This is a genomic window from Actinoplanes sp. NPDC048967 (assembly GCF_040649415.1).
GTDB lineage: Bacteria > Actinomycetota > Actinomycetes > Mycobacteriales > Micromonosporaceae > Actinoplanes.
In genome coordinates this window covers 339,046-360,349 of the sequence record NZ_JBEZFL010000005.1, presented here as the reverse complement: position 1 = coordinate 360,349, position 21,304 = coordinate 339,046, and the positions used below count along the sequence as shown (strand labels likewise).

At 71.9% G+C, this 21,304-nt stretch carries 20 protein-coding genes; 11 read left to right on the top strand and 9 right to left on the bottom strand.

The features are described 5' to 3' along the window. Positions 1-73 precede the first annotated feature (73 nt). Entirely contained in the window at positions 74-2,332 is a 2,259-nt protein-coding gene (locus AB0C12_RS23445; protein WP_360551212.1) for an EAL domain-containing protein, read from the top strand. Between the two features lie 6 nt (positions 2,333-2,338). Here the strand turns inward: AB0C12_RS23445 and AB0C12_RS23440 are convergent, their stop codons facing one another. Together AB0C12_RS23440 and AB0C12_RS23435 are read right to left on the bottom strand one after the other, a co-directional pair. Beyond that, a complete protein-coding gene (locus tag AB0C12_RS23440) occupies positions 2,339-3,424 on the bottom strand; it encodes a DUF4190 domain-containing protein (RefSeq protein WP_360551210.1) in 1,086 nt (361 codons plus the stop codon). 125 nt (positions 3,425-3,549) lie between these two features. Continuing rightward, the gene (locus AB0C12_RS23435; RefSeq protein WP_360551208.1) at positions 3,550-3,885 is read right to left on the bottom strand and encodes a hypothetical protein; all 336 of its coding nucleotides are present in this window, start codon (positions 3,883-3,885) and stop codon (positions 3,550-3,552) included. A 187-nt stretch (positions 3,886-4,072) separates the two neighbouring features. Between AB0C12_RS23435 and AB0C12_RS23430 the strand changes: the two genes are divergently transcribed. Next, on the top strand, positions 4,073-6,832 hold the full coding sequence (locus AB0C12_RS23430) for a BTAD domain-containing putative transcriptional regulator (protein ID WP_360551206.1): 2,760 nt from the start codon (positions 4,073-4,075) through the stop codon (positions 6,830-6,832). Between the two features lie 12 nt (positions 6,833-6,844). On the opposite strand, the gene crcB is transcribed toward AB0C12_RS23430, so the two are convergent. Both crcB and AB0C12_RS23420 read right to left on the bottom strand, forming a co-directional pair. Next, a complete protein-coding gene (gene crcB / locus AB0C12_RS23425; protein ID WP_360551204.1) occupies positions 6,845-7,204 on the bottom strand; it encodes a fluoride efflux transporter CrcB in 360 nt (119 codons plus the stop codon). After that, a complete protein-coding gene (locus AB0C12_RS23420) occupies positions 7,201-7,599 on the bottom strand; it encodes a CrcB family protein (RefSeq protein WP_360551202.1) in 399 nt (132 codons plus the stop codon). Before AB0C12_RS23420 ends, crcB begins: the two co-directional genes overlap by 4 nt. 234 nt (positions 7,600-7,833) lie before the next feature. On the opposite strand from AB0C12_RS23420, the gene AB0C12_RS23415 reads away from it, so the two are divergent. Both AB0C12_RS23415 and AB0C12_RS23410 read left to right on the top strand, forming a co-directional pair. Next, the gene (locus AB0C12_RS23415) at positions 7,834-10,143 is read left to right on the top strand and encodes an EAL domain-containing protein (protein WP_360551200.1); all 2,310 of its coding nucleotides are present in this window, start codon (positions 7,834-7,836) and stop codon (positions 10,141-10,143) included. Between the two features lie 83 nt (positions 10,144-10,226). Beyond that, on the top strand, positions 10,227-10,400 hold the full coding sequence (locus AB0C12_RS23410; RefSeq protein WP_360551198.1) for a CsbD family protein: 174 nt from the start codon (positions 10,227-10,229) through the stop codon (positions 10,398-10,400). Positions 10,401-10,546: 146 nt separating this feature from the next. Here the strand turns inward: AB0C12_RS23410 and AB0C12_RS23405 are convergent, their stop codons facing one another. The 4 genes from AB0C12_RS23405 to AB0C12_RS23390 all read right to left on the bottom strand — a co-directional run bounded on the left by AB0C12_RS23405 (position 10,547) and on the right by AB0C12_RS23390 (position 15,398). Then, positions 10,547-12,742 (bottom strand): MMPL family transporter, encoded by a 2,196-nt coding sequence (locus AB0C12_RS23405; RefSeq protein WP_360551196.1) that lies wholly within the window; start codon positions 12,740-12,742, stop codon positions 10,547-10,549. A gap of 78 nt (positions 12,743-12,820) precedes the next feature. Then, on the bottom strand, positions 12,821-13,465 hold the full coding sequence (locus AB0C12_RS23400; RefSeq protein ID WP_212991387.1) for a response regulator transcription factor: 645 nt from the start codon (positions 13,463-13,465) through the stop codon (positions 12,821-12,823). A 28-nt stretch (positions 13,466-13,493) separates the two neighbouring features. After that, the gene (locus tag AB0C12_RS23395) at positions 13,494-14,801 is read right to left on the bottom strand and encodes a sensor histidine kinase (RefSeq protein WP_360551194.1); all 1,308 of its coding nucleotides are present in this window, start codon (positions 14,799-14,801) and stop codon (positions 13,494-13,496) included. A 105-nt stretch (positions 14,802-14,906) separates the two neighbouring features. Then, a complete protein-coding gene (locus AB0C12_RS23390) occupies positions 14,907-15,398 on the bottom strand; it encodes a MarR family transcriptional regulator (protein ID WP_360551192.1) in 492 nt (163 codons plus the stop codon). 125 nt (positions 15,399-15,523) lie between these two features. Here AB0C12_RS23390 and AB0C12_RS23385 point away from each other — a divergent pair, with 125 nt between their 5' ends. From AB0C12_RS23385 to AB0C12_RS23355, 7 genes are all read left to right on the top strand, one after another. After that, positions 15,524-15,961, top strand: coding sequence for a helix-turn-helix domain-containing protein (locus AB0C12_RS23385; RefSeq protein ID WP_360551190.1), 438 nt, complete (start codon positions 15,524-15,526; stop codon positions 15,959-15,961). Then, a complete protein-coding gene (locus AB0C12_RS23380; RefSeq protein WP_360551188.1) occupies positions 15,958-16,341 on the top strand; it encodes a DUF4180 domain-containing protein in 384 nt (127 codons plus the stop codon). The genes AB0C12_RS23385 and AB0C12_RS23380 overlap by 4 nt, the downstream gene beginning before the upstream one ends. A 9-nt stretch (positions 16,342-16,350) precedes the next feature. Beyond that, a complete protein-coding gene (locus AB0C12_RS23375; protein ID WP_360551186.1) occupies positions 16,351-16,656 on the top strand; it encodes a MazG nucleotide pyrophosphohydrolase domain-containing protein in 306 nt (101 codons plus the stop codon). A gap of 110 nt (positions 16,657-16,766) precedes the next feature. After that, entirely contained in the window at positions 16,767-17,249 is a 483-nt protein-coding gene (locus AB0C12_RS23370; protein WP_360551184.1) for a response regulator, read from the top strand. Between the two features lie 72 nt (positions 17,250-17,321). After that, a complete protein-coding gene (locus AB0C12_RS23365; protein ID WP_360551182.1) occupies positions 17,322-18,092 on the top strand; it encodes an oxidoreductase in 771 nt (256 codons plus the stop codon). Beyond that, a complete protein-coding gene (locus AB0C12_RS23360; RefSeq protein WP_360551180.1) occupies positions 18,089-19,603 on the top strand; it encodes a DHA2 family efflux MFS transporter permease subunit in 1,515 nt (504 codons plus the stop codon). Before AB0C12_RS23365 ends, AB0C12_RS23360 begins: the two co-directional genes overlap by 4 nt. Before the next feature lie 43 nt (positions 19,604-19,646). Continuing rightward, positions 19,647-20,690: a S66 peptidase family protein gene (locus AB0C12_RS23355; RefSeq protein WP_360551178.1), complete on the top strand. Its 1,044-nt coding sequence runs from the start codon at positions 19,647-19,649 to the stop codon at positions 20,688-20,690. On the opposite strand, the gene AB0C12_RS23350 is transcribed toward AB0C12_RS23355, so the two are convergent. Then, entirely contained in the window at positions 20,674-21,303 is a 630-nt protein-coding gene (locus AB0C12_RS23350; protein WP_360551176.1) for a TetR/AcrR family transcriptional regulator, read from the bottom strand. The genes AB0C12_RS23355 and AB0C12_RS23350 overlap by 17 nt on opposite strands. Position 21,304: the final 1 nt, after the last annotated feature.

The following is a 21,304-nucleotide window of genomic DNA, read 5'->3' as shown; positions in this document are numbered from 1 at the left end:
GGCAACGCGCGCGGCCGAAAACGGTCACGCTGAAGACCTCAGCTCCACGTCCGGCGAACCGACAGACTGGGTCATGGGCATGCTTGCAACTCAGCAGCTGACGGAGTTCCTCTCCGTGGTCGCTGACCGGCCGGACGGACCGGCGGCGCAGTACGCGGCCGTCGAATGCGCGGTGCGCGCCCTCGACGCCGAGGTTGCTGTGCTGGTCATCGAGGGACGCGTGGCCGCCACCATCGGCGTACCGGCCGATCAGGTGCGGCCGGCCGTGCTCACCGAGGTGGCCGCCGGACGTCGCAGCGTACTGAATCTCGGTGGCACCGCGTACGCGGTCACCGGCGCGGCCCTGGCCGGCCAGGCACCCGGCGCGCTGGTCGTCGGCCGCACCGGCCCGGATTTCACCGACGAGGACGTCTGCCTGCTCCGCGGCATGGCCCTGGTCCTCGAGCTGAGCCTGCAGGCCCTGCACGTCATCGAGTCGGAACGCCGGCAGGCCCGGGAGAACGGCCGGCTGGCCGACTCGCTGCAGGAACGCCAGCGCCTGTTCGAGCACCTGACCCGGATCCAGCGGCTGATCGCCCGCCGGGCCCCGCTGCAGCAGATCCTGGACGCGATCACCGCGGGCGCCGCCGAGCTGCTCGACCTGGAGATGGCCTCGCTCAACCTGCTGGAGAAGGACGATCCGTCGGTCGGCTCGATGGTCTCCAGCATCGGCTTCGCCCCCGAAGTGCTGGCCAAGATGAAGCGCATCCCGCTGCCGTCGGCGGGCGTCGCCGGCCTGGCCGTGCTGGGCGACGAGCTGATCATGGTGGAGGACTACGCCAACTCGCCGATCGCCATCCCCGAGGTGGTGCGCTCCAGCCTCAAGGCCGTGATGGCCATCCCCGTGCACGAGAACGGCGCGGTGGTCGGCTGCCTGACCGTCGGCACGTACACCGGCCCCCGGGAATGGGACAAGCCCGCGCAGGAAATACTGCGTGCGTTCGCCGAGCACGTCAGCCTGGCGCTGACCGACGCCCGCACCCTCGAGGCGATGAACGAGGCGTTCCACGACTCGCTGACCGGACTGGCCAGCCGGGCGCTGTTCCAGGCCCGGATGGACCGCGCGTTCGCCACGGCCGAGCAGGAGAACGCCGGCGTCGCCATGCTCTTCGTCGACCTGGACCGCTTCAAGGTCGTCAACGACTCGCTCGGGCACGCGGCCGGCGACCAGCTCCTCGTCCTGGCCGCCGAACGGATCAAGAAGTGCCTGCGGTCGGCCGACATGGCGGCACGCCTCGGCGGCGACGAGTTCGCGGTGCTGTTGCCGCTGGTGCATGGCCTGGACGAGGCCGTACCGGTGGCGCGGCGCATCCTCGAAGCCATGCGTGAGCCGTTCGAGCTCAACGGCAAGGAGACCTTCGTCAGCTGCAGCGTCGGCGTGGCGTACAGCGTGGCCGGCGGGCACGACGGCCAGGAGCTGATGGTCAGCGCGGACCTGGCCATGTACCAGGCCAAGAAGCAGGGCAAGGACCGCTACGAGATCTTCGAGCCGGCCATGCAGGCGGTGTTCCAGGCCGGCCTGCAGATGGAGGCGGACCTGCGCCGGGCCGTGGTGCGGCACGAGTTCGAGCTGCGCTACCAGCCGATCGTGCACCTGAAGACCGGGGAGATCACCGGGCTGGAGGCGCTGGTCCGCTGGCAGCACCCGGAGCGCGGGATCATCCCGCCGCTGGACTTCATCCCGCTCGCCGAGGAGACCGGGATGATCGTCCCGATCGGCGAATGGGTGCTGCGCGAAGCGTGCCGGCAGGCGGCCCGGTGGAACGAGCGCCGTGTGGGCAAGCGCCCGCTGAGCGTCAGCGTCAACATGTCGGCGGTCCAGCTGGAGCAGGCGGACCTGCCGGAGGTGGTGGCGTCGGCGCTGAGCAACAGCGGCCTGCCGGCCACCAGCCTGGTGATCGAACTGACCGAGTCACTGCTGGTCGACCACCGCCCGTCGACCCTGCGCCAGCTCGAGCAGATCAAGAGCCTGGGGGTACGGCTGGCCATCGACGACTTCGGCACCGGGTATTCGAGCCTGGCGTACCTGCGCCGGTTCCCGATCGACATCATCAAGATCGACAAGTCGTTCGTCGACGACGTCGGTGACGTGCCGGCCGCGGCGGCGCTGACGCTGGGCATCATCCAGCTGGGCCAGGCGCTGCACCTGTCCACGATCGCGGAGGGCATCGAGGACGCGGGGCAGCTGAGCGAGCTGACCGACGGCAACTGCGAGCTGGGGCAGGGCTACTACTTCGCCGAGCCGCTCAACGACGAGGACATGGGCGAGCTGCTGTTTCCCCCCTCGTCCTGAAAAGAATCAGTCGCGTACCGAGCCGGTGGTCGTGCCGCGTTCGTCGGTGGCCACGCAGGTCACGCCCCGGTCCCGGGACCAGGACTGCTGCAACGGGTGCAGGTAGAGCACCTCGACGGTCTCGGCCGGGCTGGCCGCGTACGCCTTGAGCTCGGCCTCGCAGAGCTTCTCGGCCTGCTTCTGCACCTCGGCGTCACCCGGCCACGGGCCGGCCGGCAGGTTGAAGTTGGCGTAGACCTCACCCTCGTGCGGCAGGGCGCAGGAGATGACGGGAAGGTCCTCGACGCTGCCGACGGTCTGGATGCCGTTGATGCAGTCACCCGGCTTCAGCTGGGTGACCGAGACGGAGCCGCTGTTGGCCCCACCGGCGGTGCTGCTCGACGAGTTGCCGGAGTCGCTGAGGATGGCGGCCGTCACGCCGATGATGATCAGCAGCACCCAGCAGCCCGAGAGGGTGAGGCCGGCGATGGCCATACCTCGGCCCGTCTGCCCGCGCTTACGGATCTGCACGAGCGCGACGATGCCGAAGATGACGCTGAGCAGGATGCCGCCGAGGATGCCGAAGATCAGGGAGGCGATGGCGAAACCGCTGGTGCCGCCGCTGCCGGGCGGCGGGTAGGGGGATGCGCCGGGGGCCGGGAAGCCGGGGTAGCCGTCGGGCTGCGGGGCGCCATAGGGCGCTCCGGGCTGGCCGCCGTAAGGCGCACCCGGCTGGGCGCCGTAAGGCGCTCCGGACTGGCCGCCGTAAGGCGCGCCCTGCTGATTACCGTCGAAGCCGCCCGGCTGAGCGCCGTAGGGAGTGCCGGGCTGAGCGCCAGGAGGCTGGCCGCCTTCGAAGCCGCCCGGCTGAGCGCCGTACGGCGCGGGCGGGGCCGCACCCCAGCCCTGCTCGGCCGGCCATTCCGTGTTGCCCGGCTGGGTCACCGGCGGCTGGACCGCGGTGGGCTCCGGCATGGTGGGGGCAGGCTGGGCCGCGGTCGGGTCCCAGGCCGCGGGAGCCGGGGCGGCGGGGGCCGGAGCCGGAGCCGCGGTGGGATCGGCCGCCGGGTTCGGTGCGGCCGGCGAGGTGGGGCGCGAGGGCTGGTCGTTCACCTGTCGGACGCTAACAACATGCAAGATCGTCTGCTGTCCCGAAACAGTTTCAACTCCGTATCGGCGAAAGGTCTCCGGCCGGGCGGCACGGCCTCCGCCCGGGGACGGGGGCCGTGCGCCGGGCGTTACTGGACGCGGACGGTGTCGCCGCAGCCTTCCTGGTTCTCGCAGACGTAGAAGCTGGCGATCGCGCCCGTGGTGCGGAAACCGGTGTTCCCGCTGCACCCGTCCGGGTCACTGACGCTCGTGCTGCCGCCCCCGCTGAGGTTCACGACCGCGAAAACGCCGTGGTTGTCGCATTCTTTGTCCTGCACCGTGATCGATCGGTGGTCGCTGGAGATCCACGCCTTGTCCAGGCCCTGATAGCCGGTCATGACGTGAGCCTGCGCGGGTGCTCCCCACGCGCCCAGGGCCAGTACGAATACTCCGGCCGCCACCAGCGACCTGCTCGAGAAGCGCATCGATCCTCCTGTGTTCTGCCGTGCGGACCCTTGCCGGGACTTGACCTCCATGAAGCTAGGCACCGCCCCTTGAGAAGTCCTCAGCGCGAACCTTGAACGAGGGCCGCCACCAGCGACGACGGGGCCACCGGCGGCACCATGACACTGATACCGTTCGATGGTGGATGCGCTCCACGGGGGAAGCGTCATGGAGTTCCGGCTGCTCGGACCGGTCGAGCTGTGGCACCGCGGCGAGCGGGTCGAGCTCGGGCCCGCGCGGCAGCGCTGCGTGCTCGTCGCGCTGTTGCTGGACGGGCAGCGCCCGGTGCCGACCGCCACCCTCATCAGCCGGGTCTGGGGCGACGATCCGCCCGCCCGCGCCCGCGATGTCCTCTACACCTACGTGGCGCGCCTGCGGTCGACGTTGCGGGGCGTCGGGGTGCAGCTGCACCACCGGGCCGGCGCCTACACCGTCGAGGTGCCCGCCGACGCGATCGACGTGCTCCGCTTCACCGCCACGGTCGAGCAGGCCCGTCAGGCGCCGGCGCTTTCCACCCGGCTCGACCTGTTACGGGAGGCGCTGTGCCTGTGGCGCGGCGTGGCGTTCGACGGGTTGTCGAGCGGCTGGATCGAGCGCTGCCGCGAGCGGCTCGAACGACGGTGGCTCGGTGCGCTCGTCGACCGCTTCGAGCTCGAGCTGGCGCTCGGCCGTCACGCGGCCGTCATCGACGAGCTGTCCGAGCTGGTGTCGCGTCAGCCCACCGCGGAGCCGCTGGCCGGTCAGCTCATGCTGGCCCTGCACCGGGCCGGTCGCAAGACCGAGGCGCTGGAGGTGTTCCGGACGGCCCGGGCCCGGCTGATCGCCGATTTCGGCCTGGAGCCGGGTGCCGACCTTCAGCACCTCGAGCAGGCGATCCTCCGCGACGATCCCGCCGTCGCCGCGCCGGCCCGGCCGCCGCCGTCGGCTCCGGTCCGGCTCCGGGCGGTTGCGGCTCGCCCGGTGCCGAAGCAGTTGCCGGCCGCCCCGAAGGACTTCGTCGGCCGCGACGACGAGCTGCGGGCGTTGGAGCGGTCCTGGCGTACCGACGCCGCCGCGGCGTCTCCCGTCATCATCACCGGCCCCGCGGGCGTGGGCAAGACGGCCTTGGCCCTGCGCTGGTGCTGGTCCGTGCAGGACCAGTTCCCGGACGGCCACATCTATGTCGACCTGCACGGGTTCGGCGACGAGCCGCCGATGACGGTGACCGCGGTGATCGACCGCGTCCTGCGGGCCCTGGATGTGCCGGCCGCGCAGGCCGCCCACGACCCGGAGGAGGCGGCCGCCGACCTCCGGTCCCAGCTGGCCGGCCGCAAGGTTCTGCTGCTGTTCGACAACGCGGCCACCGCGCAGCAGATCCGCCCGCTCATGCCGGGAGGCGGCAGCTGCATGGTGGTCGTCACGAGCCGCAGCCGGCTCGACGGGCTGGTGGCCGTGCAGCACGCCTTCCGGCTCGTGCTGGCGCCCCTGGATCATCGCGACGCGAAGGCGCTCGTCGAGTCGATCAGCGGGCCCGTGGCGGCCGACCGGGCCACGCTCGATCGGCTCGTCGACCTGTGCGATCGCCTTCCCCTGGCCCTGCGGGTCGTCGCCGCCCGGCTGGGTGACGCCATCGGGGCGGACGCTCTCGTCCGTGAGCTCGAGGACGAGGAGGTTCGTCTCGGTGTCCTCGCGATCGACGACGTGTCCATCCGCCGGGCGCTCGCCGCCTCGATCCGTTCCCTGGACGCCCCCACCGGCCGCATGCTGGCGCTGCTCGGTGTTCATCCCGGACGCCTCCCGGCCGTCGACTCGTGCGCGGCGCTGGCGGATCTGAGTGCCGCCGAGGTGCGGGCCTCGCTCGACGGTCTGACGGCGGTGCACCTGGTGCACCGCACCGAGGAGGGCCGCTACCGCATGCACGACCTGGTTCGCCTGGTGGCGCGTGACCTGGCCACGCGCCTGCCGGAGGCGCCGGAGGCGGCGATGCGGCGCCTGCTCCGCTGGTACCGGGACATGGCGAATGCCGCCGACCGCGTCCTGCGTCCGGCCGAGCGTCCCAATTTCGTGTCGCCGCCCGAGCCGGTCCGGTTCGCCGACGCCGACACCGCGATGGAGTGGCTCGACGGCGAGGCGGACAACCTCCTGGCCGCGGCCGAGCGGGCCTGTGCGGCGCAGCCGGATCTCGGCTGGCAGATCGCCGCGGCGCTGTACGGCTGGCTGGTCCGGCGCCGGCACGTGCGACGCTGGATCACGCTCTACACAGCGGCGGCGCGGGCGGCGTCGCGAGCCGGCGACCGGCCCGGCGAGGCGATGATCACCAGCCGGCTGGCCATTCCGTTCAGCCTGCTCGATCAGCACGACGACGCGGCTGCCTGCTGTCGCCGCGCGTACGAGCTGCGCCTCGACCTCGGTGACCGGCTGGGAGCCGCGACAGCGCTGGTCAATCTCGGCGCGGTGCACAACAACGCGGGACGACCCGCGGACGCGATCGGGCCGCTCGGGGAAGCGGGCCAGCTGGCCGAGTCCCTGCCGGCGGCCAACCATCTGCGCGCCCTGATCCAGAGCAATCTCGGCGAGGCTCAGGAGCTCGCCGGTCGCTACGAAGCCGCCGTCGAGCACTACCGCCGCGCCCTGGCCATCGCCCGGGACCACTGCGCCGCTCGGGACGTCGCCGAGATCCTGCTCCGGCTCGCCGGGGCACACCGGTCCGGCAACCGGCCCGCGGAGGCGCTCGGACCGGCCGAGGACGCCGTCGCGACGGCTGAGCAGGCCCGCGACGACCTGCTGGAGATCGAGGCGCTGGGGGCGTCGGCCTGGGCCCGTACCGCTCTCGGTGACCTCGAGGCGGCGGCCGGGCACCTGCGCCGGCAGCTGGCCCTCTGCGACGCGGTGGATCATCAAGGCACCGATCAGGTACGGGAGGCCCTCGCCGCCCTCGACGCCAGGTGAGCCGTGGTCGGGTCAGCTCGCCGCTTGGGCCAGCAGTAATCCGACATAAGCCGCACCCAGCCCGGCGAGCACACTGCCGATCGCGTACGCCCCAGCCAGCACCCGGTCCCCCTCCCGCACCAACCGCAACGTCTCGAAGCTGAACGTCGAGTACGTGGTCAGCGCCCCACAGAACCCCGTCCCCAGCAGGGCCGACAGCCAAGCCGCCACCGGCAGACCGATCAGGTAGCCCAGCAGCAGCGATCCCGCCACGTTGACCGTGAACGTGCCCCACGGGAACGTCGACGGGTGCCGGGCCTGGACCGCCCGGTCCGTGAGGTACCGCAGCGGCGCCCCGATCGCCGCGCCCAGGGCCACCAGCAGCACTGTCATCGCCGCAGCACCGCTTCCGTCGCTGCGGTGCCGGCCCAGACCGCGAGCAGGGCGCCGATCAGCGTCAGGCCCAGGTAGATCAGCCCGGTGCCCGGCGCCGCGCGCAGCACGTCGACGCTCGCCGTGGAGAAAGTCGTGTAACCGCCGAGCACCCCCACGCCCCAGAACGGGCGGATCAGGCGTTGTTGCGGGCGCAGGCCGGCGATCAGCACCATCAGGACCCCGATCAGCAGGCAGCCGGTCACGTTGACGATCCAGGTGGACCAGGGGAAGCCGCGCGGGTCGGGTGGCCAGGCCACGCTGATGCCGTACCGGGACACCGCGCCCAGCACGCCGCCCGCTGAGATCGCTGCGAGGACCGGGAGCGGCGGTCTCGGGTCAGGGTCCTGCGCCACGCGTTCACGCTAGTCCAGACGTCCGGGAGGCCGGGAGCGGACGTGGCGGCGTCCACCCCCGGCCTCGTTCCGGGGAGAGCGACACGCTCCCACGCGAGTTCTCGGGCTTCCAGTGATCCACTGTAGGCGATGATCTTGAAGGCGGAAACCTGGGGCGTCCGGGCCCCAATCGCTCACGAACCTGCTGGGACTACCGATCAGGACGATAGGCGGACGAGGTGAGGGAGCTGACGGATGGGCGGTTCTGAGGTGGCAGCCACGCCTCGTGACCGGCTGGTGCCGGCCTCGGGCGCCATCGCCGCCCTGGCCGTTCTCGGCGTGCTGGCCGACTACCTGCACCCGTTCGAGCCCAAGGCCGTGCTGTGGCTTCCGTCCGTTCTCGGCCCGATCGTCACGTTTCTGGCCTTCCTGCGCACCGCCCGCACCACGACGCTGCCCGAGCCGACCCGGCGCTTCTGGCGACACCTCTCCGTCGCACTCGCCCTGGTCGGCATCGGCATCACCGTTCAGGCCTTCGAGGTGCTGACCAGCGACGACCCGGCCGACAACCACACCGGGCCGGTCATGCTGGCGTTCTGCACCGCCGGCGTCGGCGCCATCATGTACGCCCTCTTCCGGCTCCCGCTGGGCCGCCAGTCGCGGGGCGAGTTGCTGCGGGTCTTCCTGGACGCGGGCACCGTCATGATCGCCGCCGCGGTGTTCATCTGGCACTACGCCACCCGCGACGCCCTGGGTGACAGCGACCGCACCGCCGTCTACACCTCGCTGTTCGTCACCGTGATCGCGCTGCTCGCGGTGTTCGCCGTGGCCAAGTTCGTGCTCTCCAGCCACCTCTACGTCAACAACGGTGCGCTGCGGCTGATTGCCGCCGCCATGTTGATCGGGGCCGTGGGACCGCTGTTCCGGGGACCGTTCGAAGCCGCGGACCCGTACCTGTTCCCGGACATGGCCTGCACACCGATCGTCTACTTCTTCGCCACCATGGCCGCGATGCGGCAGCGGGCCGCCGGGCTCGGCGCGCGCCGCGACATCGTCGCCCCGCCGCGGCGCTCGTTCAGTCTGCTGCCGTACCTGGCGGTCGCCGCGGTCGACGGTCTGCTGCTGGCGGTCACCCTGCGCCGGGACGCCGACGAGCTGGCCGTGGTCGTCGCCGCCGTACTGACCACGGCGCTGGTGGTCCTGCGTCAGCTCATCGCGTTCCGGGACAACAACCGGCTGCTGAGCGAGCTGGACCACGGCGCCACCCACGACGCGCTCACCCAGCTGCCGAACCGGGCGCTCTTCCACACCCGGCTGCAGCAGGCGCTGACCGGCGCGACCGACCGCCCGGTGGCGGTGGCCCTGATCGACCTGGACGATTTCAAGGAGGTCAACGACACCCTCGGGCACGAGGTCGGTGACCTGCTGCTGGTCGGCGTGGCCCGGCGGCTCGCGGACTGCGTACGGGCCGGCGACACCGTGGCCCGCCTGGGCGGCGACGAGTTCGTGGTGGTCCTGGACGACGCCGATCCCGCGGCCGCCGACCTGGCCGCCGAGCGGATGATGAACGCGCTGCGCCAGCCGGTCTACGCCGACGGTCACGAGCTGCCGATCCGGGCCAGCATCGGCATCGCCGACGGGCGTACCGGCGACGAGCCGTCGGTGCTGCTGCGGCACGCGGACATCGCCATGTACGCGGCCAAGAAGCTGGCCGGCACGGCGTACCTGCACTACGAGCCGAGCATGGCGGCGCACGGCACCGAGCACGCCCACCTCGGCGCCGAGCTGCGTGCGGCGATCACCGGTGGTCAGCTCTTCCTGCTCTACCAGCCGATCGTCTCGCTCGACGACGGCCGGGTGCTGGGCTGCGAGGCGCTGGTCCGGTGGGCCCATCCGGCCCGCGGCACGCTGGCCCCGGACGCGTTCATCCCGGTCGCCGAGCGCACCGGCCTGATCGTGCCGCTCGGGCGCTGGGTCATGCGCACGGCGTTCGCCCAGCTCGCGGAGTGGATCGCCGCCTACGGCGAGCCGGCCCCGGGCGTGCTGAACGTCAACGTGTCGGCCCGGGACCTGCGCGAACCCGGCTTCGCCGACGAGGTGGGGGCGCTGTTGCGCGGGTACGGCCTGGCCCCTGACCGGATCGTGCTGGAGATCACCGAGACCATGGCCCTGGAACCGGGCCAGCCGGTCACCAACCTGCACCGGCTGCGGGCGCTCGGCGTACGGGTGTCGCTGGACGACTTCGGCACCGGCCATTCGACGCTGACGCTGCTGCACGACTGCCCGATCGACGAGATCAAACTGGACCGCTCCTTCACCCAGGCGCAGGTCGACGGCCGTCCGCCGGTCGCCGCGGCGGTCATCCACCTGGCCCAGGCGCTGGGTCTGCACGCGGTGGCCGAGGGGGTCGAGACGGCCGAGCAGGCGGAGCAGCTGCTGGCGCTGGGCTACACCGCGGCGCAGGGCTACTACTTCGCCCGCCCGATGCCGGCGGAGAAGTTCGGCGAGCTGCTGCGCGAGCCGACGTCACTGACGCCGGTCCCGCAGTGGCAGATGACCGGCTGACCGCCTTTTCCTCCGGGGATGAGGATTGCGAACCGGACGTCCGGGTACCTGAGTGTGCGTAGGCCACACACCTGGAGGTCACCATGGCTGCCGACGACAAGATTGACAACAAGTCCGAAGAACTGGGCGGCAAGGTCAAGGAGGGCCTCGGCAAGGCGACTGACGACAAGTCCCTCGAGGCCGAGGGCAAGGCCGACCAGTCCAGCTCGAAGCTCAAGCAGGCCGGCGAGAACATCAAGGACGCTTTCAAATCCTGACATTTCCGCTACGCGTGCCGGAGAACGTCCCGTGACACCGGCCCGATGAGGCTGCGGTCCGCGGCCGTTGCGGGTGCGCCGGGCTGAAGATCTCGCACAAACAGCAAGGGCGAGCGCCGTTCGGCGCTCGCCCTTGCTGCCGTCCGTCAGAAGGCCGGGGTCAGCTCCCGCTCCTCGCGAGGTCGCGAAGCCGGGGCCGGAGCCGGGGGCAGGTCGTGGGCCACCGCCGGGAGCCAGTTCAGCCAGCGGGGCAGCCACCAGTTCTTGTCGCCCAGCAGGGCCATCACCGCGGGCAGCAGGACCGCCCGGATGATCGTGGCGTCCAGCAGGACCGCGGCGGCCAGGCCCACGCCCAGCTCCTTGGTCGAGATCAGCGGCAGGGTGGCGAAGAGGGCGAAGACCGCCACCATCACCATCGCCGCGCTCGTGATCACGCCGGCCGTACGGCCGATGCCCTCGCTGACCGCCTGCTTGGTCGGCAGGCCACGGTCGTGACCCTCGCGGATCCGGCTCAGCACGAAGACGTGGTAGTCCATCGACAGGCCGAACAGGATGATGAACAGGAAAAGCGGCATCCAGTTGGTGATCCCGCCGCCGGACCTGAAGTCGAGCACCGACTCGAAGTGGCCGTACTGGAAGACGAACACCAGCATGCCGTAGGCGGCGGCGACCGACAGCAGGTTGAGCACCACGCCGGTGACCGCGACGACCACGGACCGGAACGAGACCAGCAGCAGCAGGAACGCCAGGCCCAGGACGAAGCCGAACACCCAGGGCAGCGAGTCGGTCAGCCGCTGGTTGAAGTCCATTCCCTCGGCGGTGTCACCCGTGACCGCCACCGTCGCTCCGGCCAGCTGGCCGAAGGCACCCGGGGCCACGGTCGTCCGCAGGGTCTCGACGGCCCGTTCCGACGTACGGTCGCTGCCGTTGCCGGCCAGGCCGACCGAGACGACCGCGACCGTCCCGGCCGGATTGACCCGCACGTCGATGGGCTCGCGTAGCTGCCCGCTCGCCGCCGCGGCGCGGCGGAAGTCGGCCAGCGCGGCCTCGAACCCTGGTCCCTTGACGGTCTGCGCCTTGACCACGACTTCGGCCGGCACGACCTCGGCGGGGAACGCCCGGCTGATCGCCGTCATGGTCTGCACGATCGGCTGCTTCGGCGAGAAGTCCTCGATGCTCTCGCCCTTGGTGCGCAGGTCCAGCGCCGGCGCGGCCAGCGCGGCGAGCACGCCGACCGCGACGATGGTCGAGATCAGCGGCTTGGCCAGCACCACCCGCAGCACCCAGCGCCAGACCCGGCCCTCGGTGCGCCGCCGGTACAGGCCGGGGATCTTGATCGCGTCGACCCGGTCGCCCAGCGCCGAGAGCAGCGCTGGGAGCACGGTCAGCGAGCCGAGGACGGCGGTCGCGACGACCAGGATGGTGGCCATCCCGAAGCTGGTGAACGTGGCGTCCATGGTGAAGAACATCCCGGCCATGGCCACGATGACGGTGAGACCGGAGATCCAGATGGAGCGCCCGGAGGTCTGCGCGGCGATCAGCAGGGCCCGGTGCGGATCGGCCCCGTTGCGGCGCTCGTCGCGTTCCCGGCGGATGTAGAAGAGGCAGTAGTCGACGCCGACGGCGAGGCCGACGAGCAGCATGACGTGCGTGGTGGTGTCGACGGTCGGGGCGAGCCGGCTCGCCCCCGCGAGCAAGCCGATCGCGGCGAGGATGGCCGTGAGGGCCAGGCCGACGGGCAGCAGCGCGGCGACGACCGCGCCGAAGGCCACCAGCAGGATGCCGAGGGTGACCGGGATGGACAGCATCGACAGCCGGCTCAGCCCCTCGTCGAGCGAGTCCCCGATGAGCTTGTCGCCGCTGGCGTCGCCGGCCTGGGCCACGTGGACGTCCGGGTGCCGGCTCTGCACCCCGGCGACGACGTCGAGCAGCGGCTCCACCCGCTCCTTGGCGGTGTCCGGGTCCCCGGTCATGGTGAAGGTGACGAGCGTGGCCTGCCCGTTCGGCGACGTGAGCGGCTCGGCGACCGCTGCGACCTCGGGCCGCCCGGTCAGCGACCGCGTGACGTCGGCCACGGCCGCGTCCCGGTCGGCCCCCTGGACGAGGACCATCTCCCCCGCCGGCTGGACCGGGAAGCCGGCCTGCTCGACGATGAGCGACGCCCGGCCGGACTCGCCGTGACCCTGGTCGGAGTCGGTCGCCTCACGGGTGCCGAGCTGTCCGCTGAGGACGGTGACGCCGACGACGAAGGCGATCCAGCCGATGATGGCGAGAGTGCGGTGCCGGGCACTCCACATCGCGGCCCGGGCCGCGAATCCGGTGACATTCTCCCTGTGCTTCATGGCTGTTGACGCTAGGGAGCACGGCCCGGCCGATCGATCCGGTGAGCAGGCCGGTCGGTGGTAGGGCTAGCCCTACGGTCAGGACTGGAGGTAGGTCAGCACGGCCAGGACCCGGCGGTGTTGTTCCTCGTCCGGCGGCAGGTCGAGCTTCGTGAAGATGTTGCGTACGTGCTTCTCCACCGCGCCCTCGGTCACCACCATCTTGCGGGCGATGGCTGTGTTCGAGCGGCCCTCGGCCATCAGGCCCAGCACCTCGCGCTCGCGGGGGGTGAGGTTGCGCAGCGGGTCGTCCCGGCGGCGGCGCACCAGCAGCTGGCCGACCACCTCGGGGTCCAGCACGGTGCCGCCGCCGGCCACCCGGCGCAGCGCGTCGAGGAACTCGGCGACCTCGGAGACGCGGTCCTTGAGCAGGTAGCCGATCGCCCCGGTGCGATCGGCCAGCAGGTCGTCGGCGTACTCGACCTCGACGTACTGGGACAGCACCAGCACCGGGCTGCCCGGCACCTTCTTGCGGGCCTCGACCGCCGCGCGCAGCCCCTCGTCGGTGTGCGACGGTGGCATCCGTACGTCCACGATGGACACCTCGGGCCGGTGCTCGACGATCGCCTCGACCAGCGACGGACCGTCGCCGACCGCCGCGACGACGGTGTGCCCGTTCTCCTCCACCAGCCGGACCAGACCCTCGCGCAACAGCACGGCGTCGTCGGCAATCACCACCCGCATGCCGACGAGCCTATGCGCTGCGCCCCGGTCAGAGGGGGAGGGCGACTGTCAAGGTCGTGCCACCACCGGCCGGGCTCTGCAGGCTCATCACGCCGCCGGCCGCCTCGACCCGGTCCGACAGACCGGCCAGACCGTGCCCCTTGGCCAGGCTCGCTCCCCCGACGCCGTCGTCCGCGACCGTGATCAGCAGCCCGGTCGACGCCCGCCGGACGCTCACCTGGACCTCGCCGGCGTAGCTGTGCTTGGCGACGTTGGTGAGCGCCTCCGCGACCACGAAGTACGCCGTCGTCTCCAGCGCCGCATCGAGCCGGGCGATCGGGGGTGCGTCCAGGTCGACCGGGATGGTGCTGCGGCCGGCCAGCGCGGTCAGGGCCGCCTGCAGGCCCCGGTCGACCAGGATCGGCGGGGCGATGCCGCGGGAGAGCGCCCGCAGCTCATCCAGGGTCTCCCGGGTCTGGGTCAGCGCCTCGGCCACGGTGGCCTTGGCGGCCTCCGGATCGGTGCTGAACTGCTGCTGGGCCCGGCCCAGATCCATGGCCAGCCGGACCAGCCGCTGCTGGGGGCCGTCGTGGATGTCGCGTTCGAGCCGGCGCAGCGCGGTCGCCTCGGCGGAGACGGCTGCCGCCTTCTGCGCCTGCGCGGTGTCCCGGGCCGCCTCGGCCGAGGCCACCTGCTCGCGCAGCTCGTTGACCCCGCTGAGCAGGCCCCGGGCGAAACCGGCCTCCAGCATGGCCAGGCCGCGGATCACCGGCAGCAGGGTGCCGGCGAAGAAGAAGCCGAGCGCCATGTGGAAGACGATCCGGGTGGAGTAGTGGCTGCCGAGGCCGAGCAGCTCCGGCAGATCCTGGTTGTCCGGGCCGCGGGGGATGGACCAGTCCCACAGCGGGAAGGTCAGACCGCCGAGCGCGCCGGCCCACCAGACGATCGCGACGACGAAGGCGATGGTGCTGGGGATGAACCGGAACATGCCGTGCACCAGGTCTAGCCACGACTGCCCGTCGCTGAGCGGGGTCAGGGCCCGGCCGGCGATGCTGGCGTCGGGTGCGGCCCGCTTGTAGGCCGGGTGGGGCAGCCGGCGGCCGAGGATCGGGACCATCCGGGCGCGTTCCAGGGTGGCGAAGCCGCGGGCCATCATGATCGTGCCGACCAGGGCGGGCACGCCGACCCAGATGATCGCCGCCCCGACGCCGAAGAAGAAGCCGACCATGCACAGGACCAGCGTGACGAGGCCGAGCGGGAACCCGACCAGGATGTAGAGGGTGTCCTGGCCGAGCCGGCGCAGGAGGCGCTGGGCCAGACCCGGGGCGTACTCGGCGGGGGCGGAGGTGGTGGTCATACCGTTGACGCTAGGCACTCGATGCCTCCCGTCCGATCCCGCTGACCGCCCAGTCGACAGTAGGGTTAACCCGACCCTCTCTCAACCCTTTTGCCCGGCAGCCGGTCAGGCTCTGCGGCGAGGGGCGGCCGACCGGGGTGGTGCCGTACGCATCCGGTCGCGCACCCGGCCCAGGATCTCGGTGATCGCGGTGATGTCCGCGCGGTCCAGCGAGGTGAGCAGCAGCCGCTGGACCACCTCGATGTGGCCGGGCATGACCTGGCCCAGCCGTTCGCGTCCGGCCGCGGTCAGCGTCACCATGACGCTGCGCTCGTCGTCCTCGGCCGGTGAGCGGCTGATCAGTCCGGCCTTCTCCAGTTGTCCGGCCTGGTAGGTCAGTCCGCTGCGGCTGTAGACCATGCCGTCCGCCACGTCGGTCATCCGCAGCCGGCCGCCCGGGGCGTCGTTGAGCCGGGCCAGGATCCCGAACTGCGGGCCGGTGAGCCCGCCGTCCACCCGCAGCTGCTGCTCGACGGCGTGGTCGAGCAGGCTGCTGACCTCCTTGAGCGTCAGGTACGCCCGGAGCTGTTCCGCGTCCAGCGAGGTCGCATCGGTCACTCCGTCATCATAACGATTGCTTCGAATTCGAAGCGTGCCACGGCAGAGCCGAAGGCCGCCGATCGAAGGATCGTCACTATCGCTTGATACCGTATCCTTCCCTTTGACAGCGATGATGGGGCGTAATGGGGAACGATATGTACTCGGTCGAGCAGGTGGCCGAGTTGCTGGGACTGCACGTGCGCACCGTCCGCAACTACATCCGCGACGGCCGGCTCAAGGCTGTCAAGATCGGCAAGCAGTACCGGATCGCCGGCGCGGACCTCGACACCCTGATCGGCGAGCCGGCCCCGGCCGGACATGTCGAGGTGTCCAGCATCGTGCAGATCGACGGCCTGGCGCCGGGAGCGGCCGACCGGCTCAGCACCCTGCTCACGGCCGGCGCCCAGGCACCCCATGGCTCCGCCGAGCCGCTGCGCCTGCAGACCATCTACGACAGGGGACGATCCCGGATGAAAATCGTGATCCTCGGCGGTCCGGCCGAGACCGCCGACATCCTCCAGCTGCTCGACGGGCTGCTCGGGGCGGACAACGGCCTGTTCGCGCCGGGAGCCGGGCGATGACCGACCGGCTGGAGCAGCGCAACGGCGTACCGGTGCTGGTCTGCGCCGCGGACGGTCCGGCGGTGGCCACCGAGCAGGACGCCCTCGATCTGATCGGCGCGGCCTACGCCGGCGCCGACGTGGTCGCGCTGCCGGCCGGCCGGCTGCCGGAGCGGTTCTTCACGCTCGGCACCGGGCTGGCCGGCGCCATCATGCAGAAGTTCGTCAACTACCGGGTCCGGCTGGCCGTCGTCGGCGACATCTCGGCCCACCTGGCGGCCAGCTCGGCGCTGCGGGCCCTGGTTCACGAGTCGAACCGGGGCGGGCAGATCTGGTTCGTCGCCGACCTCGACGAGCTCGACGCACATCTGTCGCCGGCCGGCGGCCCGCCCGGCCAGTAGGTTGGCCGGATGGATCTGCGCCGGCTGTCCGACGACCTCGAGACGGTCTCCCAGCGGTACGCCGAGATGTTCGGCATCCGCCGGGACGCCACCTGGTTCCTGCTCAAACTGCAGGAGGAGGTCGGCGAGCTCACCCAGGCGTACCTCATGCACACCGGCCAGGCCCGCACCAAGGATCTGAGCCCGCCGGAGCTGGCGGCGAACTTCCGCGCCGAGCTCGCCGACGTGCTCTGCCAGGTGGTGCTGCTGGCCCGGCACCACGAGGTCGACCTGGCCGACGAGATCGACCGCAAATGGCTCTCCCGGCTGCGCTGATCCCCCGCGGGCTGAACGCGGGCCGGGCCAAATTCGCGGAACGCCTCAGTGACCGGAACGGGTGTGCCGAACAGTCCTGCAGATTCTCTTGAATGGCAGGAGGTGCCGCCGTGCCGACAGTGCTCATCGTCGATGATGACGCCGACCACCGTGAGCTCATCTCGCTCGCCCTGGCCCGGCTCGGTCACGAGGTCGTGGAGGCCGTCGACGCCTTGTCCGCGTGGCAGGTGCTGGACGCCGGCGGGATCGACGCCGTGCTGCTGGACGTACGGATGCCCGGCTCCTCCGGCATCGAGCTGTGCCGCCGGCTGCGCTCCGAGCCGGCGACCGCCCACCTGCCGATCATGCTGATCAGCGCCGACGTCAACAATCACCGCATCCTGGCCGCGATGGACGCGGGCGCCGACGACTACCTGACCAAGCCGTACCTGCGGGCCGAGCTGCTCAGCCGGGTGGAGCTGCTGCTGGCCCGGCGTGGCACGACGGCGACCAAGCCGTCGACCGCGGCCACCGCGGCGCTGCTCGCGGCCCGGGCGGCGGTGCCCCGCGGCGTGCAGATCCCGCTGCCCCGGCCGGTCCGCCGCACGGCCTGACCGGCAATGTTCACCGGCCCACCGTCGCTTGACTGATGCTGCCCGCCGCCGGCCGAGCGTAGGGTCCGGGACATGGATCTCGGGCTGGCAGGCAGGACGGCGGTCGTCACGGGCGGCAGCAAAGGCATCGGGCGCGCTGTCGTGGCCGCGCTGGTCGCGGAGGGCGTACGGGTGACAGCCGGCGCGCGCAGCTTCCCCGATCCGCCGGCCGAGGGGGTCCGGACGTTCCCGGTCGACCTGGGCACGGCGGACGGCCCGGCCCGGCTGATCGAGGACGCGGCCGACGCGTACGGCGGCCTGGACCTGCTGGTCAACAACGTCGGCGCGGCGCACACCCGGACCGGCGGGTTCCTGTCGATCACCGATGACGACTGGCTCGCCACCCTGACCCTCGACCTGCTCGCGACCGTACGGGCGACCCGCGCCGCCCTCCCGCACCTGCTGCGCAGCCGGGGTTCGATCGTGACCGTCGCCTCGGTGAACGCCGTGCTGCCCGATCCGCTGGTGATGGACTACAGCGCGGCCAAGGCGGCGCTCGCCAGCTTCAGCAAGAGCCTCTCCAAGGAGGTCGGCCCGCAGGGAGTCCGGGTCAACACGGTCAGCCCCGGCCCGGTGGCCACCGACCTGTGGCTCGGCAAGGACGGCGTCGCGGCCACCGTCGGCTCGTCGGCCGGGCTCGCCCCGGAGGCCGTCGCGAAGCAGGCTGCCGCCGGCTCGGTCACCGGCCGGTTCACCACCCCGGAGGAGGTCGCCGCGTTGGTCGTGATGGTCGCGAGCGACCGCGCCGGCAACGTGACCGGCGCCGACTTCACCATCGACGGTGGCCTGGTCAGCACGCTGTGACCGAGCCGCTCATCACTTATCGCAGCGCCGCCGGCCGGTGGGTGCTGCTGGCCACCGTGCTCGGCTCGAGCCTGGCCTTCATCGACGCCACGGTCGTCAACATCGCGCTCCCGGCGATCGGCGACGATCTCGGCGGCGGCGCGGCCGGGCTGCAGTGGACGGTCAACGGGTACGCCCTGAGCCTCGCGTCCCTGATCCTGCTGGGCGGCTCCCTCGGCGACCGTTTCGGGCGCAAACGGGTGTTCCTGATCGGGGTCGGCTGGTTCGCGCTGGCGTCGCTGCTGTGCGGGCTGGCGCAGAGCATGGAGATGCTCATCGCCGCCCGGGTGCTGCAGGGCATCGGCGGCGCGCTGCTGACCCCGGGTGCGCTGGCCATCTTGGAGGCGTCGTTCGTCCGCGCGGACCGGGCCAAGGCGATCGGCGCCTGGTCCGGGCTGGGCGGCATCGGCGGCGCGCTCGGCCCGTTCCTCGGCGGCTGGCTCGTCGAGCTGGGCAACTGGCGGCTCATCTTCCTGATCAACGTGCCGGTCGCGGCGCTGGTCATGCTGGTCGCGGCCCGGCACGTGCCCGAGTCACGCAACCCGGCCGCGCCCCGCGAGCTGGACATCGCCGGGGTGCTGACCGGTGCCGCGGGACTCGGCGGGCTCACGTACGGCTTCACGGCCTGGCCCGCCCACGGCCCGGGCAGCCCGCAGGTGCTGGTCGCGTTGTTGATCGGGGTGGCCGGCCTGGCCACGTTCGTGGTGGTCGAACGCCGCTCGCGGCACCCGATGCTGCCCCTGGGCATCTTCGGCGCCCGCGCCTTCACCGGCGCCAACCTGGTGACCTTCCTGGTGTACGCGGCCAACGGCGGCGTCTTCTTCCTGGTGGTGCTCAACCTGCAGGTGGTGGCCGGGTTCAGCCCGCTGGCCGGTGGCCTGGCGCTGCTGCCGGTGACCGTGCTGATGCTGCTGCTGTCGGCCCGCGCGGGTGCCCTGGGCCAGCGCGTCGGTCCCCGCATCCCGATGACGGTGGGCCCGCTGGTCTCGGCGGCGGGCCTGCTGTGGATGAGCCGCATCGGCCCGGGCGCGTCGTACTGGACGGACGTCCTGCCGCCGGTGATCGTCTTCGGCCTGGGGCTGTGCCTGCTGGTGGCCCCGCTGACCGCGACGGCGCTGGGTGCCCTGGACGACATGTACGCCGGCGTCGCCAGCGGCGTTAACAACGCGGTCGCCCGGGCCGCCGGTCTGCTGTCCGTGGCGGTCCTGCCGCTGGCGGCGGGCATCGGCCAGGGCGACCTGACCGACGCGGCGGACCTGCACCCGACCTACCGCAACTCCCTGATGATCTGCGCCGTCCTGATGCTGGCCGGCGCGGCCGTGGCCGCGGTGCTCATCCCGACCCGGCTCTCCGCCCACACCCCGGCCCCGGCGGCTGGGCCAGGACAGGTCCACGCGGAGGCGGCAGCCACGCCGATCCGCTCGTACTGCGACGTGGCCGCCCCACCGGTCCATCCCCGCCGCGACGAGTAACGGCTGCACCGAACTCGATTGCCCGGCGTACTTGAATGGTCGTATGCGTCCTGAGTTCAGCATTGCGCCCAAGCTCTCGCCCGGCGACCGGGTCGCCGTCGTCTCGCCCGCGCACGCCGCGCCCGCCCTCTTCCCCGCCGTTCATGAGCAGGGACTGCGGCGCCTGCGGGAGGTGTTCGGCGTGGAGCCGGTCGAATATCCGACGACCCGCCGCGCCGCGCCGGCCGAGGAACGGGCCGCGGACCTGATGGCGGCCTACGCCGATCCGCGGATCCGGGCGGTCTTCGCCACGATCGGCGGCGACGACCAGATCACCGTGCTGCGGCATCTCGATCCGGCGCCGTTCCAGGCCGATCCCAAACCCTTCTTCGGCTTCTCGGACAACACCAACCTGTTGAACTGGCTCTGGTTCCACGGCGTGGCCGGCTGCCACGGGATGTCCACCATGATCCAGCTCGGCCGGGGCGGTGGCGTGCAGCCGGCCACCGTGGAGTCCGTGCGGGCGGCGCTGTTCACCGGTGGTGACCTCGAGATCAGCCCGGTCGAGACGTTCACCGACGAGGAGGTGCCGTGGACCGCGGCTGCCGCGCCGACCGAGTCGCCGGTCCCCTACCCGAGCCCGGGCCGGGTGTGGCACCGGGCCGACCGGGTGGTGAGCGCACCGACCTGGGGCGGCAATCTGGAGATTCTGCACTGGACGCTGGCCGCCGGCCGCTGGGTGCGCCCGGTCGAGGACTACGCCGGGTGTGTGCTGCTGCTCGAGACCTCCGAGGAGATGCCGCCGGACATCGAGGTGTTCCGGATGCTGCGCAACTTCGGTGAGCGCGGCCTGCTGGAGCAGTTCCCGGCGATCATCGTGGGCACCGCCAAGGGCACCGTGTTCACCGACCCGCGGCCGGTGGCCGAGCGCACCCGGTATCGCGAGGCGCAGCGGGCAGCGGTGCTGCGGGCGGTCGAGACCTACAACCCGGAGGCGATGGTGGTCTTCGGGGTGGACTTCGGGCACACCGACCCGCAGTGGGTGCTGCCGTACGGCGGGCGGCTCACCGTCGACGGGCCGGCCCAGCGGATCATCGCGCACTTCTGAGGGCTTCGACCTCGGCCGCGAAGACGTGGTCGGGGTCGAGCCCCAGCGCCCGGAAGTTGTCCTCGATCTCCAGGCTCACGAAGCCGTGCAGCCGGCTCCAGGCGGTGACCGCGCGCAGCGCCACCGTGGGGTCGATGTCGTGCGCGCCGCGTCTGCTCGCCCAGCCGAGCAGGTCGTCGGCGAGCTGCGGCTCCGGCGCGGGGCCCGGTCCGGCCCCGGCGAGCAGCACGTCCATCGCCCGCTGAGCCGCGTCGGCCAGCCGCTCGTCGTGCGCGTCGTAACCGGGCAGCGGCGCCCCGAACAACAGCCGGTAGCGGTGCGGGTGGGCGAGCGCCCAGCTCCGGTAGGCCGCCGCGAGCTCCGGCAACCGGTGGCCGGCGGCGGCGAGCGCCGCGGTCAGATCCGCGTACGCGTCCAGGATCAGCTCGGTGAGCAGCGCTTCCCGGCCGGTGAAGTATCTGTACAGCGCCGGACCGGAAACGCCGAGCTCTTTGGCGATCGCGTTGATGGACAGCGCGCCCGGGCCGCCCTCCGCGAGCTGGCGCAGGGCCGCCTCCTTGACCTCCAGGCGCATCTGCGCCCGGAACCGGTCCCTGATCCCGCCCGCGGCCATG

Excerpts from the sequence above, each read along its gene's own strand:
- AB0C12_RS23445 (WP_360551212.1), top strand. The coding sequence starts at position 74 with ATGGGCATGCTTGCAACTCAGCAGCTGACGGAGTTCCTCTCCGTGGTC.
- AB0C12_RS23435 (WP_360551208.1), bottom strand. The coding sequence starts at position 3,885 with ATGCGCTTCTCGAGCAGGTCGCTGGTGGCGGCCGGAGTATTCGTACTG.
- AB0C12_RS23430 (WP_360551206.1), top strand. The coding sequence starts at position 4,073 with ATGGAGTTCCGGCTGCTCGGACCGGTCGAGCTGTGGCACCGCGGCGAG.
- crcB (WP_360551204.1), bottom strand. The coding sequence starts at position 7,204 with ATGACAGTGCTGCTGGTGGCCCTGGGCGCGGCGATCGGGGCGCCGCTG.
- AB0C12_RS23415 (WP_360551200.1), top strand. The coding sequence starts at position 7,834 with ATGGGCGGTTCTGAGGTGGCAGCCACGCCTCGTGACCGGCTGGTGCCG.
- AB0C12_RS23410 (WP_360551198.1), top strand. The coding sequence starts at position 10,227 with ATGGCTGCCGACGACAAGATTGACAACAAGTCCGAAGAACTGGGCGGC.
- AB0C12_RS23405 (WP_360551196.1), bottom strand. The coding sequence starts at position 12,742 with ATGAAGCACAGGGAGAATGTCACCGGATTCGCGGCCCGGGCCGCGATG.
- AB0C12_RS23400 (WP_212991387.1), bottom strand. The coding sequence starts at position 13,465 with ATGCGGGTGGTGATTGCCGACGACGCCGTGCTGTTGCGCGAGGGTCTG.
- AB0C12_RS23395 (WP_360551194.1), bottom strand. The coding sequence starts at position 14,801 with ATGACCACCACCTCCGCCCCCGCCGAGTACGCCCCGGGTCTGGCCCAG.
- AB0C12_RS23385 (WP_360551190.1), top strand. The coding sequence starts at position 15,524 with ATGGGGAACGATATGTACTCGGTCGAGCAGGTGGCCGAGTTGCTGGGA.
- AB0C12_RS23380 (WP_360551188.1), top strand. The coding sequence starts at position 15,958 with ATGACCGACCGGCTGGAGCAGCGCAACGGCGTACCGGTGCTGGTCTGC.
- AB0C12_RS23375 (WP_360551186.1), top strand. The coding sequence starts at position 16,351 with ATGGATCTGCGCCGGCTGTCCGACGACCTCGAGACGGTCTCCCAGCGG.
- AB0C12_RS23365 (WP_360551182.1), top strand. The coding sequence starts at position 17,322 with ATGGATCTCGGGCTGGCAGGCAGGACGGCGGTCGTCACGGGCGGCAGC.
- AB0C12_RS23355 (WP_360551178.1), top strand. The coding sequence starts at position 19,647 with ATGCGTCCTGAGTTCAGCATTGCGCCCAAGCTCTCGCCCGGCGACCGG.
- AB0C12_RS23350 (WP_360551176.1), bottom strand. The coding sequence starts at position 21,303 with ATGGCCGCGGGCGGGATCAGGGACCGGTTCCGGGCGCAGATGCGCCTG.